This window comes from Streptomyces sp. NPDC085596 (assembly GCF_044541565.1).
GTDB lineage: Bacteria > Actinomycetota > Actinomycetes > Streptomycetales > Streptomycetaceae > Streptomyces.
Window position 1 is genome coordinate 188422 of sequence record NZ_JBITTC010000003.1, and the last position, 19646, is coordinate 208067.

The following is a 19646-nucleotide window of genomic DNA, read 5'->3' on the forward strand; positions in this document are numbered from 1 at the left end:
GCCCACGGCTCGCCCCCGTCCGACTGGATGTCGCGCGGGAGCGCAACTAGGGTGCTTCTGTCCAGCACTTCCGTCTGTAGCACTGGAGCAGGAATGACCGGTGACCCCGAGCCGATCAGCGCCGAAGCCCGTCGCGCGCTCGAGCAGGAACTGTCCGATCTGCACGACGAACGCAAGACGGTCGCCGCGACGCTGAAGGACTCCGACGAGGTCGGCGACCGCGCCGACCAGGCCGACGAGATCCAGCGGGCCGACCAGCTGAACCGGCTGGACGAACGCATCGACCGGGTCAACGACCGGCTCCGCCAGGCCGGCATCGCCGGCCCGGTGCCCACCGATGTGGTCGGGGTGGGCACGACGGTCACCGTCCGGTTCGCGGACGACACCACGGAGACGCTGCACATCGGCGAGATCGCCGACGCCCGCGACCCGAAGCTCGTCACGTCGGACAGCCCGCTGGGCCGCGCGCTCATGGGCCGGGTCCCCGGCGACTCCGTCAGCTACGACGCCCCGGACGGCGAGGCCACCGCGGTCGTGGTCTCCCTGGGCACGCCCGGCGACAAGGGCTGAGAGCACGCACGAAGAGCCTGGGTGGACCGGACATCGCGTCCGGTCCACCCAGGCTCTTGTCGTCGGCGGGGGTCAGTCGTAGTGGGACGGCGGGAAGGGGTCCTCCTCCTCGCGCTGCCGGCGCGTCAGGTCACCCGTCTCCACCTCGCCCCGGTCCACCTGGCGGTCGATCTCGGCGCGTTCCTGCTCGTAACTCCGCTCGGGGCTCTCCTGTTCCCGGACGGGCAGGCCGACGTCGCGCCGGTCCTCCTGGGTGCGTTCCTGCAGTTGCGGCTCGTCCGGGCGGCGCGGCAGGCCGCGGCCGTGACCGTAGTCGGGGTCGCCCTCGACTTCCTTGTTGGACTTGTGGTGGTGCGCCATGGGGTTCTCCTTGCCGCCGTCAGTCCTTCTTCGCCTCGGCGTCCTTGGTGCCGGCGTCCTTCGAGTCGGCTTCCTTCGTGTCGGCCTTCTTCTTGCCGCCGGACGCGGTCTTCTTGGCGGCCGCCTTCTTCCCGGCGGGCTCGTCGCCCTTGTCGCCCTTGTCGCCCTTGTCGCCCTTCTCCGACTTCTTGTCGCCCGCGCCGCGCACGGTGACGTGCAGCGAGTCGTCCTTCACATCGGCGACGATCGTGTCCCCGGGCTCGGCCTGGCCGCTGAGCAGCAGCTCGGCGATGCGGTTGTCCAGCTCGGACTGGATCGTGCGGCGCAGCGGCCGCGCGCCGAACTCGGGCTGGTGGCCGTGGGCGATCAGCAGCTTCTTCGCCGCCTCGGTGACCTCCAGGTCCATCCCCTGCGCCTTCACCCGGCGCCGGCTCTGGTCCAGCAGGTGGTCGACGATCTCGGAGAGGTCGTCCTCGGTGAGGCTGTGGAAGATGATGATGTCGTCGATCCGGTTGAGGAACTCCGGCAGGAACCGGCCGCGCAGCTCCTCCAGCAGCTCGTCCTTGATCTCGGACACATCGCCCTGGTGCGCCAGGATCAGATGGGCGCCGATGTTCGACGTCATGATGATGACGGTGTGCCGGAAGTCGACGGTGCGGCCCTGGCCGTCGGTCAGCCGTCCGTCGTCCAGGATCTGGAGCAGCGTGCTGAATACGTCCGGGTGCGCCTTCTCGATCTCGTCGAACAGGATCACGCTGTACGGCTGACGGCGGACCTTCTCGGTGAGCTGCCCGGCCTCCTCGTAGCCGACGTATCCGGGAGGCGCGCCGACCAGGCGGGAGACGGTGTGCTTCTCCTGGAACTCGCTCATGTCGAAGCGGATCATGCGGTCCTCGTCGCCGAACAGCAGCTCGGCGAGGGCCTTGGCGAGTTCGGTCTTGCCGACACCCGTGGGGCCGAGGAACAGGAAGGAGCCCACCGGACGGTTCGGGTCGCCCATGCCGGCCCGGTTGCGGCGCACCGCCTGGGACACGGCGGTGACGGCCTCGTTCTGCCCGACGATGCGGGCGTGCATCTCCTCCTCCAGCTTGAGCAGCCGATCCTTCTCGCTGGCGGTGAGCTGGGAGACGGGGATGCCCGTGCGACGGGAGACGATGTCGGCGATGTCGTTCGGCGTGACGGTGATGACGCCCTCGCGGCGCTCCTCGATCCCGGCGACCTCGGCCTCGACCTCCGCGATCTTGCCCTTGATGTCGTTCGCCTTCTCGTAGTCCTGCCCCGACACGGCCTCGTCCAGCTCGCGCTGAAGCTTGGCGATCTTGTCCTCGCGGGCGACGACCTCGGTGGAGCGGGCCGCGCTGCGCAGCCGGACCCGCGCGCCGGCCTGGTCCATCAGGTCGATGGCCTTGTCCGGCAGGAAGCGGTCGGTGATGTACCGGTCGGACAGCCCGGCACAGGCTTCGAGCGCCGAGTTCTCGTAGCGGACCTGGTGGTGGGCCTCGTAGGCGTCGCGCAGCCCTTCGAGGATCAGCACGGTCTCCGCGACACTCGGCTCGGGCACCATGACGGGCTGGAAGCGGCGTTCGAGGGCGGCGTCCTTCTCGACGTACTTGCGGTACTCGTCGATGGTGGTCGCGCCCACCACGTGCAGCTCGCCGCGCGCGAGGGCGGGCTTGAGGATGTTGCCCGCGTCCATCGAGCCCTCACCGGTGGCGCCCGCGCCGACCACGGTGTGCAGCTCGTCGATGAACAGGATGATCTCGCCCTCGGACGCCTGGACGTCCTCGATGACCTTCTTCAGGCGCTCCTCGAACTGGCCGCGGTACTGGGCACCGGCCACCAGTCCGGACATGTCGAGCGCGACGACCCGCTTGTCCTTCAGGGTCTCGGGGACGTCCCCGATGACGATGCGCTGGGCCAGGCCCTCCACGATGGCGGTCTTGCCGACGCCGGGCTCGCCGATGAGGACCGGGTTGTTCTTGGAGCGGCGGGAGAGGATCTCGACCGTCTGCTCGATCTCGTCGGCGCGTCCGACCACCGGGTCGAGCTTGCCCTGCCGGGCCTCCTCGGTGAGGTCACGGCCGAACTCGTCCAAAGTGCTGGTGGGTCCCTGGCCGCCGCCGCGGGCCTGGTCGTGCCGGGCGGCCTGCTCGGTACGGGACGCCAGCTTCCTGCCGTCCACGCCCTCGGAGGAGAGCAGGCGACCGGCGCCGGAGTCCGCGTCGTCCAGCAGGGCGGCGAGGATGTGCTCCGGGCCGATGTAGGAGTTGCCGGCCGCCTGGGACTGCGCGAAGGCGTCGGCGAGGGTGCGCTTGGCCGCGGGGGTGAGGCCCGGCTCGGCGGACGGGATGCTGGACTCACCGGGCAGCACCTCGCTGATCGTCTGGGCGAGCTTGTCGGGGTCGACCCCGGCCTGGGCGAGCAGCCTCCGGCTGGGCTCGACCTTGGTCGCGGCCCACAGCAGATGCTGCGTGTCGAGGTCGGAGGTGCCGTCGTCCTCGGCCTTCCGCGCGGCCAGGTTGAGCAGTTCCTGCGAGGACTCCGTCAGCAGCCGGCCGATGGGGACTCGCTGGACCGCAGGAGGCGATGACGCCGGTGACATGCCGAAGAACCGGTTCAGCAGGTCGCTGAACGGGTCGGAGGAACCGAACGGTGAACCGAACGACATCGACATGGCAGCTCCTGGTGCGCGACGGATCAGGTTTTCACTGAACCCCGATGTCCAGGGCTCCGCAACCCGAGGACGGCAAGCCCCCCAAGGGTTTCCGGGCTTTCCGCCCACCCTTTTCCCGGGTCTCCCGCGTGCTCTCCGCTCTCTGGCGCGCACTCCTTATATTCACGCCCTCGGCATACCCGCACCGGTCACGCTCCGTTGCCCGCGCGGACGAAGCGCATTCTGCCTAGACTCGGAATCCGAACCGGCCGGAGAGACGAACCGGAGCCAGGGCATAGGAGTCTGGGCATGAGCGAACGTGCGGGCGTTGCGAGGTCGGCCTGGTGGGCCGGACACGATCCCGTGGTGGAACTCCAGCAGTTGTGGGGCGAGGTCAGCCGTCTGGTGGAGCAGTCCGCGCAGCCGGCCGAGCCGACCCGGCACTGGATGCCGCTGGTCGAGGAGGAGGACGCGGGCGACGCCTATCTGGTCCGCGCCGAATTGCCCGGCATTCCGCGGGAGAGCGTGAACATCGAGGTCGACGGCCGCGAACTGCACATTCACGGCTCGCTCGACGAGAACACCGACGGAAATGCGCTGCGCCGCAGGTCGGGCAGTTTCTCCTACGGGGTACGGGTACCCGGTGACGTCAATGTCGAGGCGGTACAGGCCGATCTCTCCGACGGGATACTGACGGTCCGGCTGCCGAAATCCCAGGCTGCCACCCGGCGCTCGATCGAGATCGGTTTCTGAGAACGCCGTACACACGAAAGCGGCCGGCTCCCACGGAAGGGACCGGCCGCTTTCGCATGACCTCTAAGCGACGGGCGTCACCACGACGTTGACGTTCTTCATCAGCGGCTGGTCACTCTGTGTGCTGTAGTCGCCGATCGCGCAGAGCACGTTCATCTCCGGCATGTAACCGGCCGCGCACCCTTGCGGGATGTCGTAGGGGATCACCTTGTAGCCGTGGACGCTGCGCTTGCTGCCGTCCTTGGCGATGCTGGTGATGTCGACCTCGTCGAAGAGCTTCAGCCCGCGCTCGGCCATGTCCTCCTTGTTCATGAAGATCAGCGTGCGCAGGTTCTTGACCCCCCGGTAGCGGTCGTCGTCCGAGTAGATCGTGGTGTTCCACTGGTCGTGGGAGCGCATCGTGCCGAGCTTGAGCATCCCCTTCTCGGGGATGACGTCGGTCAGCCCCGGGCTGGAGAACTCGGCGCGCTCCGAGGGGGTGCGGAAGACGAGTTCGCGGGCGGGCTGCTTGATGCGGAAGCCGAGCGGCAGCCGGACCCGGCGGTTGAAGTCCTCGAAGCCCTCCAGCGCCTTGGCCATGGTGTCGCGGATACGGTCGTAGTCCTCGACGTACCACTCCCAGGGGGTGGCGCTCTCGGGCAGCGCGGCCCGTGCCATCCCGGCGATGATCGCCGGCTCGGAGAGCAGGTGCTTCGAGGCGGGGCGCTTCATGCCGACCGAGAGGTGGACCATGGACATCGAGTCCTCGACCGAGGTGCCCTGCTCGCCGGTGAGCTGCTCGTCCTTCTCGGTACGGCCGAGGCAGGGCAGGATGAGCGCCTGCTTGCCGTGGACCAGGTGGCTGCGGTTGAGCTTGGTGCTGACCTGCACGGTCAGCTCGCACTTGCGCAGCGCGTCGAAGGTGTAGACGCTGTCCGGCGCGGCGAGGGCGAAGTTGCCGCCCATGCCGACGAACACCTTGATGTCGCCGGTGTGCATGGCCTCGATGGTGTTGACGGTGTCGAGGCCGTGCTCGCGGGGCGGGTCGATCTTGCAGACCTCGGCCAGCCGGTCCAGGAACTCCTTGGACGGCCGGTGGTCGATGCCGCAGGTGCGGTTGCCCTGCACATTGCTGTGCCCGCGCACCGGGGAGGGGCCGGCGCCCTCGCGGCCCAGATTGCCGCGCAGCAGCAGGACGTTGACGATCTCCCGGACGGTGTCGACGCCGTGCTCGTGCTGGGTGACACCGAGGCACCAGCTGAAGATGGAGCGGTCGGCGTCGCAGTAGATGCGGGCGGCCGACTCGATCTCGGCCCGGCTGAGCCCGGACTGGAGCTCCAGCTCCTCCCAGGGGGTGGCCTCGCACACCGCGCGGTACTCGTCGAAGCCCGAGGTGTGGCGGTCGATGAACTCCTGGTCCAGCGCCTTGGGGTTGGTCTCCGACTCGGCGAAGATGGCCTTCGCCATGCCGCGCAGCAGGGCCATGTCGCCGCCGATGCGCGGCTGGAGGTTGAGCGAGCTGGTGGGGGTGGCGCGGTTGAGCGCCATGTCCACGAAGTCGTGCGGGATGATCGTTCGGGTGGCGGCGGCCTCGACCAGCGGGTTGATGTGCACGATCTTCGCGCCGCGCTTGTACGCCTCGGCGAGCGAGGTGAGCATGCGGGGTGCGTTGGAGGCCGCGTTGACGCCGATGATGAACAGGGCGTCGGTCTTCTCCCAGTCCTCGAGGTCGACGGTGCCCTTGCCGGTGCCGAGGGCCGCCGTCATGGCGCGGCCGCTGGCCTCGTGGCACATGTTGGAGCAGTCGGGCAGGTTGTTGGTGCCCAGCTCACGCGCCATCAGCTGGTAGAGGAAGGTGGCTTCGTTGCCGAGCCGGCCGGAGGTGTAGTACGACGCCTGGTCGGGGCTGTCGAGTCCACGCAGGGTACGGCCGACCAGCTCGAAGGCGTCCTGCCAGGAGATGGGGACGTAGGTGTCGGTGTCCGCGTCGTAGCGCATGGGGTGGGTGAGGCGGCCCTGGTCCTCCAGCGCGGCGTCGCTCCAGGTGGCGAGTTCGCTGACGGTGTGGGCGGCGAAGAAGGCGGGGCCGACGCGCTTGTGGGTCATCTCCCACGTGACGTGCTTGATGCCGTTCTCGCAGATGTCGAGCTTGAGACCCTTGAGGTCGTCCGGCCAGGCGCAGCCGGGGCAGTCGAAGCCCTTGCCCTCGTGGTTCATCTTCTGGATGGCTTTGGGGCCTTCGAGGAGTTCGCGCTCGCGTATCAGGAAGCGCGTCACGCTCTTGGCTGCTCCCCAGCCTGCCGCCGGGTGGTGGTAGGGGTGGAACTCCGGGGCCCGCTTCTCCGCGTCGTCCACGGGTCGCCCCGACGTGTCTTGGCTCATCACAACTCCCTGTGCTCCAGGTCGACTCGCAGCGTGCACATGGCGCGAGTGCGCCCCAGCCTAGGTCACTCGCGCGCGGCGGTGACCTGGAAAGGCGTCGCCCCACGGCGCCCGGGGGAAGGGCCCGGCGGCGTGGGGCGGCGGTGAAGTGCCTGTATGAGGAACCTTTTGACGGCCTATGACTCGGGCTACGACCCGGGCTACGACTCCTCGCGGCTCTCCGAGTGGTGGAAGCCGGTCTCGGCCTTCCGGTCGCTGACCATCGGGTGCGGCTGGCTGCGCAGTTCGGGCAGCAGCCGGGCGAGGTCGCGCGCGAACAGGTCGGCGAGGTCCCGGGTGAAGCCGTTGCGGCACACCACCCGCATCACCGCGAGGTCCTGCCGGTCGGGCGGGAAGGTGTACGCGGGCACCAGCCAGCCGGTCTCCCGCATCCGGCGGGAGATGTCGAAGACGTCGTACGACGTGACGTGGTCGGCGGTGGTGAAGGCGAACACCGGTAGCTGGTTTCCTCGGGTGAGCAGCTTGAAGTCGCCCATGTCCTCGACCTTTCGGGCCAGCGACATGGCGACGTCGCGGGTGGCCTGCTGGACCGCGCGGAAGCCTTCGCGGCCCAGGCGCAGGAAGGTGTAGTACTGGGCGATGACCTGGGAGCCGGGGCGGGAGAAGTTGAGGGCGAAGGTCGGCATGTCGCCGCCGAGGTAGTTGACCCGGAAGATCAGCTCCTCGGGCAGCGCCTCCTTGTCCCGCCACAGTGCCCAGCCGACGCCGGGGTAGACCAGGCCGTACTTGTGGCCGGAGGTGTTGATCGAGACCACGCGCGGCAGCCGGAAGTCCCATTCGAGGTCCTGGTCGAGGAACGGGGCGATCATCGCGCCGGACGCGCCGTCGACATGGACCGGGATGTCGAGGCCGGTGCGCTCCTGGTAGTCGTCGAGGGCGGCGCACAGCTGGGCGATGGGCTCGTAGGAGCCGTCGAAGGTGGAGCCGAGGATGCCGACGACCCCGATGGTGTTCTCGTCGCACAGCTCGACCGCTTCGTGCGGGTCGAGGTGGAACCGGTCGCCCTCCATGGGGAGTTGGCGGGCCTCCACCTCCCAGTAGTTGCAGAACTTCTCCCAGCAGACCTGGGCGTTGATGCCGAGGACCAGGTTAGGGCGGGCGCTGCCGGGGTAGCGGTCGGAGTTGCGCATGGTCCAGCGGCGCTTCATGGCGAGCCCGGCGAGCATGCACGCCTCGCTGGAGCCGGTGGTCGAACAGCCCACGACCTGCGAGGGGTCGGGGGCGTTCCACAGGTCGGCGAGCATCGCCACGCAGCGGCGCTCCAGTTCGGCGGTGCGCGGGTACTCGTCCTTGTCGATGATGTTCTTGTCGCGGGACTCCCCCATCAGCCGCCCGGCCTGCGGTTCCATCCAGGTGGTGACGAAGGTGGCGAGGTTGAGCCGGGCGTTGCCGTCGAGCATCAGCTCGTCGTGGACGACCTGGTAGGCGGTGTCGGGGGCCAGCGGCCGTTCCGCCAGGCGGTGCTTGGGCGGGTCCTCGGTCATTCCGCTGACCGGGTTCGCCTGCCCGAAGAACGGGTTGACGGCGAGGGCGGGTTCGTCGGGCTGCTGGGAAGTGCCGTGCGAGAGAGGCGACATGAGTGCTTCCTGTTTCCGATCAGCGTCCGCTGGCAGGGAGTCGGGCACGCCGGAACACGGACGGCACCGGCCTTGGGAGAGGGCCGGTGCCGTCCGTTCAGGCGTGGTGGAGCTATGAGGCGTTGAGGGCTATGTCCCGCTCGGCCGCCTTCTCGGGGGCGGCCGGGAGTTCGTCGAGGAAGGCGACGGTCGGGACGTAGAAGAGGCAGCCGGTGACGGCGGTCGAGTAGTTCAGGATCTGGTCGTGCTGTCCGGGCTGCCGGCCCAGGAACATGTTCCGGAGCATGTGCTCGGTGACGTCGGGGGTACGGGCGTAGCCGATGAAGTACGTGCCGTACTCGTCGTCGCCGATGGTGCCGAACGGCATGTTCTCGCGCACGATCTTCAGCTCGCGGCCGTCCTTGCCCTCGATCGTGTTCAGCATGACGTGGGAGTCGGGGGCCTTCACGTCGTCCGGGAACTCGATGTTGGCGAGCTTGGAACGGCCGATGGCGCGCTCCTGCTCCTCCGTCGACAGGGCGTGCCAGGCGTCCATGTCGTGCAGGTACTTCTGCACGATGACATAGCTGCCGCCCTCGAAGCCCGGGTCCTCGTCGCCGACGTACACGGAGTCGGCGGCGCGCTCCCCCTCGGGGTTGGCGCTGCCGTCCACGAAGCCGAGCAGGTCGCGGTCGTCGAAGAACTTGAAGCCGTGCACCTCGTCCACGACCGTGGCGGCGCCCTTGAGCCGCTGCGCGAACTGCCGGGCCAGCTCGAACACGATGTCCATGCGGCGGCCGCGGACGTGGAAGAGGAGGTCGCCGGGGGTGCCGGGGGCCTTGTGGCGCTCGCCGTCCAGCGCGACGAAGGGGTGCAGGTCCGCGGGGCGCGGCCCGGTGAAGAGGCGGTCCCAGGCCGCCGACCCTATACCGACGACGCAGCTCAACTGGGCGTCGGGATCGCGGTATCCGGTGGAGCGGCGCAGCGACTGCACGTCCTCCAGCAAGCCTCGTACGGTGTCCTCGCCGCCCTCGTCGATGGTGACCACGAGGAATACCGCCGCCCTGGCCGGAGGAGCGACGACGGGCTGTGTCTCGGTCATGGAAACCTGCTTTCTGATCAGCTTGCACGCGAGACGAACATAGACGCTCCGGGCGGCGTGTCGCGCGGATTCGCGCCGACGGCGCGGCCCGTTCACATCCGCCGCGCCGAATCCCGCGAATTCGCCGGACCGGTCTCTTCGGCGGCGCGGCGCGGATTGCTTTATGGAAGTAAAGCTGAGCCTTTGCGGCTCACGATGTGCGAGCCGGTGCGGGACAGGGGTTCGGCCCCGGCTCTCAGGCGTCGGGGCGGGCGCCGTTGTCGGCGGAGGCCGGGCGGGGGCGGCGGGGCGGTACGGCTCCGGGGCGTCTGCGGCCCCGGCCGCGTCTGGCGCGGTCGTCGGCCAGTACGGCGCGGCTGAGTCTGCCCAGCAGGTCGTAGGCGCGGTGCTCGGCGGCGGCGATGGCGGCGGGGTCGACGCCGGTCGGCTTCAGCTCGCCGCTCGCGGCCTCCTTGGCCTCGTACAACTCGACGGCGGCCGCGGCCAGTTGCACCTGGGCCATCCGGCGCCGGGCGGCCGTGCTGTGCAGGGCGTGCTCGGCCTGGTCGGAGACGACCGTGCACAGATGCAGCGCCTCCCGCATCCGGACGGCGGCGCGGCCGTGGACCAGGAGGAGGGCGCAGATCAGGCCGACGCTGATGCCGATGACGCTGCCGATGACGCGGTCGTGCAGCAGCCGCGAGGCGGAGACGGGCGAGGAGAGTTCGCTGAGCAGCAGGGCGAGCGGGGTGAGGAAGATGACGCCGAGGCCGTAGTTGCGGGCGACGACGTACTCCAGGAAGAACTCGAAGACGATGATCAGGCAGATGATCGCCACCGGGCCGGGGTGCATGACGAGGACGGCGCTGGTCAGCAGCAGGCCGATGGCGGTGCCGAGGGTGCGCTGCACGGCCCGCTGCATGGTGCTCCACACGTTGATCGAGTGCAGCACGGCGGCGGCGGAGATCGCGGCCCAGTAGCTGTGGCCGACGCCGAGGAAGAGGGCGAGTCCACCCGCGGCGGCGGTGCCGACGAAGGTGCGTACGGCGGTCGGCAGCAGGGCGGCGGCCCGGCGGCGGCGCCGCCCGCGCGGCCTGCCCGGCTTGCCGTCGCCGTGCGCGGCCGGGGCGAGGGGCGTCGGAGGCCGGGGCTCGGGCGGGACGACGGTGTCGGGGTGGCCGGGGGCGGTGTCGCCCTGGTGGGAGCGGCCTGAGCCGTCGAGGAGTTCCTCGGGCAGCGGCAGCAGGGTGTGCCAGCGGCGGTCGGAGAGCATCCGCGCCTGCTCGCGCAGGTGCCGGGCGACGACCGCGCCCTCGGCGTCGCGCCAGGTGTCGGTGGTCAGCAGGGCCCAGACGTAGTCGGCGGAGTAGCCGGTGGCGGCGGGGCGGCCGGAGGGGCGCCGGGCGAGACCGAGGACGCCGTCGCTGTCGTCAGGGTCGTTCAGGGCGTGGTAGGCGCGCAGGGCGGCCACGATGGCCTGGTGGCGGGCCTTGGAGGTCTCGATCGGTCCGGCGGCCTCCAGCGCGCGGGCGAAGCACTCCAGGGCGTCCGCGAGCGCGAGCCGCTGGAGCCGCTGGGGCTGGAGGGAGTTGGGCAGGCACACCAGCCAGGCGATGGCCGCCCCGAGCGCGGTGAGCGCGGTGTGCGGAGTTACGTCGGTGAGGGCGGGCGTGCCCTCGGCGGTGATGGCGAAGGAGACCAGGATCAGTACGGCACCGAGGCCGCGCAGCCCGGCGTAGTCACAGCCGAACTTGGCGAGTCCGGCGACCGCGGCCATGCCCACCACGGCGGCGACGCCCTGGTTCCAGGGTCCTGAGGGGCCCACCCAGACGGCGAGCAGGGAGCCGAGCCCGACGGCGGCCGTCATCGCCAGGGCGACGAGCGCGAGCACCCAGAGCCGGCTGCGGCGGCGCAGCGGCAGGCTGCGCTCGAAGGTGATGGTGAAGGCGCCGAGAGCCGGGAAGACGGCGAGGTTCGGGTGGCCGAGCAGCACCAGTGGCAGGGTGGGCAGTGCCATGGTGAGCGCGGCCCGCAGCGCGAAAGGGAGCGCTCCGCTGACCTTGGCCATGGCGAATGAGCCACGTGGCGAGAGAACACGGGCCAGTCCAGCGATGAGCTGAGAGATGTTGCCGCGGGTCATAGATTACTAACTCTAGCAAATCGGGGAGGGCCCAGTGCCCTCGCGCATTACGCTCGGTGAATTGCCGGACAATCCCGAAGAGAAGTCCGGCAATGTGTGAATTCGCATACGGTCCGCAGGTGGCGGAAGGGGCTCGCGGGCCGTCTCCGCCCGGCCGGGCGGCCGTCCGCGCGGTGGGCCGGCGGCGGGCGGGCCGCTGCGCCGATTGGCTTTTCGGTCAGCGGTCGGGTACACCCATGACGTGCTGTTTCGCCAACTCGAATACCTCGTCGCTCTCTCGAGGGAGCACCATTTCGCCCGCGCCGCCCAGGCGTGCTCCGTCTCCCAGCCCGCGCTCTCCGAGGCGATCCGGAAGCTGGAGGACGAGCTTGACGTGCCGTTGGTCCGGCGCGGCCGCAAGTACGAGGGGCTCACCCCGGAGGGCGAGCGCATCGTCGTGTGGGCGCAGCGGATTCTCGCGGACCGTGACGCGCTGCGGGACGAGGTCGGTGCCCTGCGCTGCGGGCTGAGCGGCCGGATGCGGATCGGCTCGGTGCCGACCGCGTCCGCGGCCGTCTCGCTGCTGACCGGTCCGTTCTGCACGGAGCATCCGCTGGTCACCGTGGAAGTGATAGCGGACCTCCAGTCGGAGGACATTCTCCGCCAGCTCCAGAATTTCGAGATCGACGCCGGAATCACGTATCTCCCGGAAGAACTTTCGGGGCATTTCCATGCCATTCCGCTGTATGAGGAACGTTATGTACTGCTGATCACCGCGGCCGACGGTCTGGCGCATCAGTCGACGGCGACCTGGGCGGAGGCCGCCCGGCTCCCGCTGTGTCTGCTGAACGAGTCGATGCAGGGCCGGCGGGTGCTGGACGGCGTGTTCGCCAAGGCCGGGGCGAAGCCGACGCCCAGGGTGGAGACCGACTCCGTCGCCGCGCTGTTCGCGCACGTCAGGACCGGCCGGTGGGCGAGCGTCGTCCCGCACGCCTGGCTGCACGTGTTCGGGGTGCCGCACGGCATGCGGGCCGTGCCACTGGTGGAGCCGGACTGGACGGTGCCGGTGGGCCTGGTGACGACGTCCCAGCAGCCGGGGTCGGTGATGGCCCGCGCGCTGATCGAGGTCGCCAGGGAGACGGACGTGGCCGGCGCCCTGGAGCGCCTGCCCGGCGGCCCCGCGCTGCCGCTCGCCTAGCACCGGCTGTGGCCGCGCCCAACAGAACCTGGGCGCGGCCATCGGGGCGGGTGCCGTCAGGCGACGGGCTGCGGCTCCAGGCGTTCGGCGCCGGTGTAGACGTTCATCGAGTCGCCGCGCAGGAAGCCGACCAGGGTCAGGCCGCTCTCGGCGGCGAGGTCGGCGGCGAGCGAGGACGGGGCGGAGACGGCGGCGAGCATCGGGATGCCGGCCATGATCGCCTTCTGCACCAGCTCGAACGAGGCGCGGCCGCTGACCATCAGCACACAGCCGCGCAGCGGGAGCAGCCCGGAGCGCAGGGCGTGTCCGACGACCTTGTCGACTGCGTTGTGGCGGCCCACGTCCTCGCGCAGGCACAGCAGCTCGCCCTCGGAGGAGAAGAGCCCGGCCGCGTGCAGGCCACCGGTGCTGTCGAACACCTTCTGGGCGGCACGCAGCTTCTCGGGCAGGGTCGCCAGCATCTCCGGGCTCATCCTCAGCTCGTCGTCGGCGACGGACCAGGCGGCGGTGGTGCGCACCGCGTCCAGGCTGGCCTTGCCGCACAGGCCGCAGGAGGACGTGGTGTAGAAGTTGCGCTCCAGGGAGGCGTCGGGGGCCTCGACTCCGGGGCCGAGGACGACATCGACCACGTTGTAGGTGTTGGTGCCGTCGTCGGTGGCGCCCAGGCAGTAACGGATGCCGGCGACATCGGTGTCGCTGTGCGCGACGCCCTCGCTGACCAGGAAGCCGGCGGCGAGGTCGAAGTCGTCGCCGGGGGTGCGCATGGTCACCGTGAGGGGGCGGCCGCCGACCCGGATCTCCATCGGCTCCTCGGCGGCGAGGGTGTCCGGGCGGTGCGAGGACGCGCCGTCGCGGATGCGGAGCACTCGACGCCGCACGGTCACTCGTCCCATGGTCTGTTCCTCTCCTCGGGCTCCGGCCGGGGGCGGTGTGGCCGTCGGTGGAGCCGGTTGTGTGGGGTCGGCGGGCCGGGCCGTGCCTGGGCCGCCGGGGTCGGGTCGGTCGGGTCGGCGGCGGGTCTGCGGTTCGCGCAGCCGTCGCTTCCCGTGGGTCAGGGAAGGTGCCGGCGGCTGTGCCACGCGGTGATCATCAGGCACAGTAGGCCGATGGCGGCCAGACCCGCCAGCAAGGCGGGGTAGGGGGCGGCTCCTGCGGTGACGGCAAGCAGCAGTGGGGTGAGAAATCCACTGTAGGTGACACCGTGGTAGAGGGAGACCGCGGAAGGACTGGCGCGCGGCCTGGTCAGCCGTTCGATCTCGCGCAGTCCCGAGGCGAGGGTGAGTCCGTATCCGGCGCCCAGGAGGACGGCGGCGAGCAGGACGAGGCCCATGGAGCCGTCGTGGACGGCGAGGGCGCTGAGCAGCAGACCGCAGATGACCGTCGCCATGGCGGTGAGGGTGGCGCGGGCGCTGTGGGCGTGGTCCAGGCGTTCGGCCAGCGGCTGGACGGCGAGGCCCGTGAGCAGCGTCAGGGCGGTGACCAGTCCGCTGAACAGCGGCGCGTAGCCGGAGGTCCGTTCGGCCACCAGCGGGGGCAGGACGACATAGGCGACGGTGGAGGCGGCGAAGACGGCCGGGCCCGCCGGGAGCACCACGCGGACGAAGCGGGGGTGGGTGACGGCGGGCGGCCACGGACCGTCCGGGTCGTCCCGTGCCGGGGGTGGCGCGGTCTCCCGCGTGCGGCGCAGCGCGGCGAGGACGCCGAGGGCGAGCAGGCAGTGCAGGAGGCAGGGCAGCAGCAGGGGGTGCGGCAGCCACTGGGCGACGATGCCCGCGATGAGGGCTCCGGCGGCGAAGCCGGCGCCGGTGGCCCAGGTGACGCGGCGCGCGGCCTTGGCGGGGCCTTCGGCCGCGGACAGTTCGCGCAGCCAGGCGCCGCCGACGGAGATGACGAGTCCGGCCGCGACGCCGGTGGCGAACCGGCTGGCGTAGACGGCCGGGCGGAAGAAGGCCGCCGCGGCCAGCAGCGCGCTGGCGGCGGCGGACAGCAGCAGCGCGGGCAGCACCACGCGGCGCCGTCCGAAGCGGCCGGCGACCGTGGCGCCGGTGAGCAGCGCGGGCAGGAAGCCGGCCAGGTAGGTCGTGAACATCAGGGCGACCTGGAGAGAGGGCCAGTGCTCGCGTGTGCGGTACACCGAGGAGAGCGGGGTGAACTGGTTCGCGCCCCATCCTGCGGCGAACACCGCGCCGGCCGCCGGGAGCCAGCCTTGCGCGGTGCGGGAAGCGGGCATGCCGTGAAGTGCCTTTCTGTACGCGTGAGTCACGCGAATGGGCAACGGGCGGTTCTGTTCAGCGGCGGTGCGCCGGCCGGGACCGACGGGGGTACGGCGTGCCGGTCGCGGGCGGGGGCGGAAGGGGCCGCCGGGCCGGGCCGGGGGTCTGCCGGTGCCGGGGCGGCGCGGTCGTACGCCGGGACCCGCGGGGGTGGTGCGGGTGCCGGTGGCAGCCACGGACGGCCCGGTCCCGCCGGGGCAGCGGGTACCGGGCCATCCGCGGCTCACATCCCCTCCCGGACCGTCGGGAGGGGAGGTCATGGGCCGGATCAGCCGGCGAGGCCGGGGGCCGGGATGCGGGACGGCTCCAGCCGGATCAGCACGCCCTTGGAGGTGGGGCAGTTGCTGATGTCGGCGACGCTGTCCAGCGGGACCAGCACGTTGGTCTCCGGGTAGTACGCGGCGGCGGAGCCGGGGCTCGTCGGGTAGGCGACGACCTTGAAGCTCTCGGCGCGGCGCTCCTTGTCGGTCCACACGCTGACCAGGTCGACCATGTCGCCGTCCCGGAAGCCGAACTGCTCCAGGTCGGCCGGGTTGACCATGACGACGCGGCGGGCGTTGTGGATGCCCCGGTAGCGGTCGTTGGGCGCGTACCAGATGGTGTTCCACTGGTCGTGCGAGCGGAACGTCTGGAGCAGCAGGTGGCCCGCGGGCACGTGCGGCATCTCGAACTGGCTGGCCCAGAACTCGGCCTTGCCGCTCGGGGTCGGGAACTTGTCGCTGTTCACCGGGCTCGGCAGGTTGAACCCTCCGGGCTGGCGGATGCGCTCGTTGAAGTTCTCGAAGCCGGGCACGACACGGGAGATCCGGTCACGGACCTTGTCGTTGTCGGCCTCGAAGCTCTTCCACGGGATGCCGTACTTGTCGCCGATGGCGGCGAGCGCCAGGCGGCTGATGATGGCGACCTCGCTGAGCAGGTGCTTGGAGGCCGGGGGCAGCTTGCCGTGCGAGCGGTGGACGTCGCTCATCGAGTCCTCGACGGTGATCCACTGCTCGACGCCGTTCTGCATGTCCCGGTCGCTGCGGCCCAGGGTGGGCAGGATCAGCGCGGTCTCGCCGCAGACGGTGTGGGAGCGGTTGAGCTTGGTCGAGATGTGCGCGGTCAGGCTGCAGTTGCGCATGGCCTGCTCGGTGTACTCGCTGTCCGGGGTGGCCCGGACGAAGTTACCGGCCACGCCGAGGAAGAACTTGGCCTTGCCCTCGTGCATCGCCCGGATGCCCTGTACGGCGTCGTAGCCGTGGTGGCGGGGCGGCTCGAAGCCGAACTCGCGGCCCAGCGCGTCCAGGAACTCGTCGGACATCTGCTCCCAGACGCCCATGGTGCGGTCGCCCTGCACGTTGGAGTGGCCGCGGACGGGGCAGACACCGGCGCCGGGCTTGCCCAGGTTGCCGCGCAGCATCAGGAAGTTGACGATCTCGCGGATGGTGGCGACACCGTGCTTCTGCTGGGTCACGCCCATCGCCCAGCAGACGATGGCGCTCTTGCTCTTCATGACCCGCTCGTGGATCTCCTTGATCTCGTCCATGGTCATGCCCGTGGCGAGGAGGATGTCGTCCCAGGAGATCTTGCGGACGCTCTCGGTGAACTCGAGGAAACCGCGGGAGTTCTTCTGGATCCACTGGTGGTCGAGCACGGTGCCCGGAGCGGCGTCCTCGGCGTCCAGCAGCAGCTTGTTGAGGCCCTGGAAGAGGGCCATGTCGCCGCCGGCGCGGATGTGCGCGAACTGGTCGGCGATCTGCGTGCCGTTGCCGATGACACCGCGGGCCTTCTGCGGGTGCTTGAACCGCATCAGGCCGGCCTCGGGGAGGGTGTTGACCGCGACGACCTCGCCGCCGTTGCGCTTGGTCTCCTCCAGCGCGGCGAGCATGCGCGGGTGGTTGGTGCCGGGGTTCTGGCCGACCAGGAAGATCAGGTCGGAGTGGTGGATGTCGTCCAGCGAGACGCTGCCCTTGCCGATGCCCAGCGCGGCGCCCAGACCCCAGCCGGTGGACTCGTGGCACATGTTGGAGCAGTCCGGCAGGTTGTTGGTGCCGAACGCGCGGGAGAACAGCTGGAGGAGGAAGGCGGCCTCGTTGTTCAGGCGGCCCGAGACGTAGAACATCGCCTCGTCGGGGGAGGTGAGCTGCTTCAGCTCCTTGGCGAGGACCTCGAAGGCCTTCTCCCAGCTGATGGGCTCGTAGTGGGTGGCGCCGGGCCACTTCACCATCGGCTCCGTCAGACGGCCCTGCTGGTTGAGCCAGTAGTCGGACTTCGAGTCCAGCTCGGCGATCGAGTACTGCTTGAAGAAGTCACGGGTGACGCGGCGCGAGGTGGCCTCGTCGTTGATGTGCTTGGCGCCGTTCTCGCAGTACTCGTTGAAGTGCCGCTTCTTGTCCTCGGGCCACGCGCAGCCCGGACAGTCGATGCCGTCGATCTGATTGATGTTCAGCAGCGTGAGCATGGTGCGCCGCGGGGACGTCTGGCTGAGGGAGTACTCCAGCGCGTGCGTCACGGCCGGGACACCCGTCGCCCACGTCTTGGGAGGCGTGACCGTCAGTTCGTCGATCGGGTCCTCGATGCTGCTGCTCATTGTGTGTCTGCCTCTTTCTGACATACGCCTGTACAGGCGGGTTCCGGTCGACGGGTAGATTCGTGATTCCGAAGGCCGCTGCCCGAGCATTTTCTTTGATTCCGCGAAGGAAAGTCAAAGAGGCCATTTCGATCACGCGATAGGTTTCGCTTATCTTCCGCATCCGCCCGTCACCGGAGCATCTCACATTCCTCCGACCGGTGGTGACCAGGCACGATGCCGGTAGGGTGGACTCTCGACGTGCAGCCCGCAGCGAGGATAAGTACCACCTATTACCCGATCGACCACCCCTCTTTGACTTGACGGGGAAATTGGTCGACGCTGATCGACGGACAGCAATCAAGCATTCACCGCCGCTGGAATACCGACCGCGGACGGAGCAATGCGTCACCCCTGGACGCGACCCTCACGAGAATGTCGCTTTCAGGGTGATTTCCGACATATTCACATTCACCCTCCGGCGGTGACCCGCGCCTCCCCGGCGCGAGCGGCGCCCGCGGAGTTGAGGAGAGACCTGCCGTGGACCTGGCATTGGCCCCGGACACCATCGCGCGATGGCAGTTCGGGATGACCACCGTCTACCACTACCTGTTCGTGCCCCTCACCATCAGCCTGGTGGCGATCACGGCGGGACTGGAGACGGCGTACGTACGCACGGGTAAGACGAAGTACTTCCACGCCACCAAGTTCTGGGGCAAGCTCTTCCTGATCAACATCGCCATGGGTGTCGTCACCGGGCTGGTGCAGGAGTTCCAGTTCGGCATGAACTGGTCCGCCTACTCCCGCTTCGTGGGCGATGTCTTCGGCGCACCGCTCGCCCTGGAGGCCCTGCTGGCCTTCTTCTTCGAGTCCACCTTCATCGGACTGTGGATCTTCGGCTGGGACAAGCTGCCCAAGAAGATCCACTGCGCGTGCATCTGGATGGTCTCGATCGGCACGATCCTGTCGACGTACTTCATCCTCGCCGCCAACTCCTTCATGCAGAACCCGGTGGGCTTCAGCCTGGACAAGGCGCACGGCAAGGCGCATCTGACCGACATCGGCGCGGTGCTCTTCCAGAAGCTCAACCTGGTGGTGGTCGCCCACACCCTGACCGCCGCGTTCCTGACCGGCGCCGCCTTCGTCATGGGCATCTCCGCCATCCACCTGTACCGCGCCGCCCGCCGTCAGCGTCGCGGCCGGCCCAACGACCTCAAGCAGGTCGCGGCCATGCGCACCTCGCTGCGGCTCGGCCTGGTGCTGGCCGTGATCTTCGGCCTGGGCACCGCGATCAGCGGTGACAAGCTCGGCGAGGTGATGTTCGAGCAGCAGCCGATGAAGATGGCCGCCGCCGAGGCGCTGTGGGACAAGGAGGCACCCGCCCCCTTCTCCGCCTTCTCCGTCCCGGACGTCGCCCATCAGCGCAACAGCGTCGACATCCAGGTCCCCGGCCTGCTCTCGTTCCTGGCGCACAAGGACTTCCACTCGGCGGTCCCCGGCATCAACGACACGGCCAAGGCCGAGGCGGCCGCGTACGGCGGCTCCCCCGCGGAGTACATCCCGAACGTCCCCATGACGTACTGGGGTTTCCGGGCGATGATCCTGTTCGGCATGACCTCCTTCTCCCTCGGCGCGGCCGGACTCTGGCTGACGCGGCGGAAGTTCTGGGTCGCCCCCGAGCACCGCACCGGCTCGTTCGACGTGCCGCGGCTGATGCTCACCAAGAACCGCGAACTCGGCGCGATGGCCAGCGGTCTGGCCTGGCGGGCCGGCATCTTCACCCTGGCCTTCCCGGTGATCGCCAACTCCTTCGGCTGGATCTTCACCGCGATGGGCCGTCAGCCCTGGGCCGTCACCGGCCTGCTGCGCACCGTCGACGCGGTCTCCCCGAACGTCTCGCTCACCGAGCAGCTCATCACGCTGATCGGCTTCAGCCTGCTGTACATCGCGCTCGCGGTGGTCGAGCTGAAGCTGCTGGTGAAGTACGCGGGCGGCGGGCCGGTCACCTCCGAGCGGCCACCGCTGCGGGACATCAAGCTCGGCGGCGCCTCGACGCTCGAAGGCGCCCCCGGGGACGCCGAAAAGCCGCTCGCCTTCGCCTACTGATCAGTTAG

At 69.7% G+C, this 19646-nt stretch carries 13 protein-coding genes; 4 read left to right on the forward strand and 9 right to left on the reverse strand.

Translation table 11 applies throughout. The features are described 5' to 3' along the window. The first annotated feature begins 93 nt into the window (after positions 1-93). Complete coding sequence (locus ACIGA3_RS10850) at positions 94-570, forward strand: GreA/GreB family elongation factor (protein WP_399712950.1); 477 nt, start codon at positions 94-96, stop codon at positions 568-570. Positions 571-642: 72 nt separating this feature from the next. Here the strand turns inward: ACIGA3_RS10850 and ACIGA3_RS10855 are convergent, their stop codons facing one another. Then, entirely contained in the window at positions 643-930 is a 288-nt protein-coding gene (locus tag ACIGA3_RS10855; RefSeq protein WP_399712952.1) for a hypothetical protein, read from the reverse strand. A gap of 19 nt (positions 931-949) precedes the next feature. Beyond that, entirely contained in the window at positions 950-3604 is a 2655-nt protein-coding gene (locus ACIGA3_RS10860; protein ID WP_399712955.1) for an ATP-dependent Clp protease ATP-binding subunit, read from the reverse strand. A 288-nt stretch (positions 3605-3892) separates the two neighbouring features. Between ACIGA3_RS10860 and ACIGA3_RS10865 the strand changes: the two genes are divergently transcribed. After that, the gene (locus ACIGA3_RS10865; RefSeq protein ID WP_399712958.1) at positions 3893-4336 is read left to right on the forward strand and encodes an Hsp20/alpha crystallin family protein; all 444 of its coding nucleotides are present in this window, start codon (positions 3893-3895) and stop codon (positions 4334-4336) included. A gap of 63 nt (positions 4337-4399) precedes the next feature. Here ACIGA3_RS10865 and ACIGA3_RS10870 read toward each other — a convergent pair whose 3' ends face one another. The 4 genes from ACIGA3_RS10870 to ACIGA3_RS10885 form a co-directional block, all read right to left on the reverse strand. Further along, complete coding sequence (locus tag ACIGA3_RS10870; protein WP_399712960.1) at positions 4400-6697, reverse strand: FdhF/YdeP family oxidoreductase; 2298 nt, start codon at positions 6695-6697, stop codon at positions 4400-4402. 200 nt (positions 6698-6897) lie between these two features. Then, complete coding sequence (locus ACIGA3_RS10875; RefSeq protein ID WP_399712962.1) at positions 6898-8334, reverse strand: glutamate decarboxylase; 1437 nt, start codon at positions 8332-8334, stop codon at positions 6898-6900. 112 nt (positions 8335-8446) lie between these two features. Then, positions 8447-9415 (reverse strand): Dyp-type peroxidase, encoded by a 969-nt coding sequence (locus ACIGA3_RS10880; RefSeq protein ID WP_399712964.1) that lies wholly within the window; start codon positions 9413-9415, stop codon positions 8447-8449. Positions 9416-9650: 235 nt separating this feature from the next. Continuing rightward, positions 9651-11462, reverse strand: coding sequence for an FUSC family protein (locus tag ACIGA3_RS10885; RefSeq protein WP_399712967.1), 1812 nt, complete (start codon positions 11460-11462; stop codon positions 9651-9653). Between the two features lie 313 nt (positions 11463-11775). Here ACIGA3_RS10885 and ACIGA3_RS10890 point away from each other — a divergent pair, with 313 nt between their 5' ends. Next, positions 11776-12711, forward strand: coding sequence for a LysR family transcriptional regulator (locus ACIGA3_RS10890; protein ID WP_399712970.1), 936 nt, complete (start codon positions 11776-11778; stop codon positions 12709-12711). Between the two features lie 56 nt (positions 12712-12767). Here the strand turns inward: ACIGA3_RS10890 and fdhD are convergent, their stop codons facing one another. The 3 genes from fdhD to ACIGA3_RS10905 all read right to left on the reverse strand — a co-directional run bounded on the left by fdhD (position 12768) and on the right by ACIGA3_RS10905 (position 17553). Then, positions 12768-13604, reverse strand: a complete 837-nt coding sequence (fdhD, locus tag ACIGA3_RS10895; protein WP_399712973.1) for a formate dehydrogenase accessory sulfurtransferase FdhD — start codon at positions 13602-13604, stop codon at positions 12768-12770. Between the two features lie 158 nt (positions 13605-13762). Continuing rightward, entirely contained in the window at positions 13763-14941 is a 1179-nt protein-coding gene (locus tag ACIGA3_RS10900; protein ID WP_399712975.1) for an MFS transporter, read from the reverse strand. A gap of 311 nt (positions 14942-15252) precedes the next feature. Continuing rightward, positions 15253-17553 (reverse strand): FdhF/YdeP family oxidoreductase, encoded by a 2301-nt coding sequence (locus tag ACIGA3_RS10905; RefSeq protein WP_399712978.1) that lies wholly within the window; start codon positions 17551-17553, stop codon positions 15253-15255. A gap of 519 nt (positions 17554-18072) precedes the next feature. Here ACIGA3_RS10905 and ACIGA3_RS10910 point away from each other — a divergent pair. Then, entirely contained in the window at positions 18073-19638 is a 1566-nt protein-coding gene (locus ACIGA3_RS10910) for a cytochrome ubiquinol oxidase subunit I (protein WP_399712981.1), read from the forward strand. Positions 19639-19646: the final 8 nt, after the last annotated feature.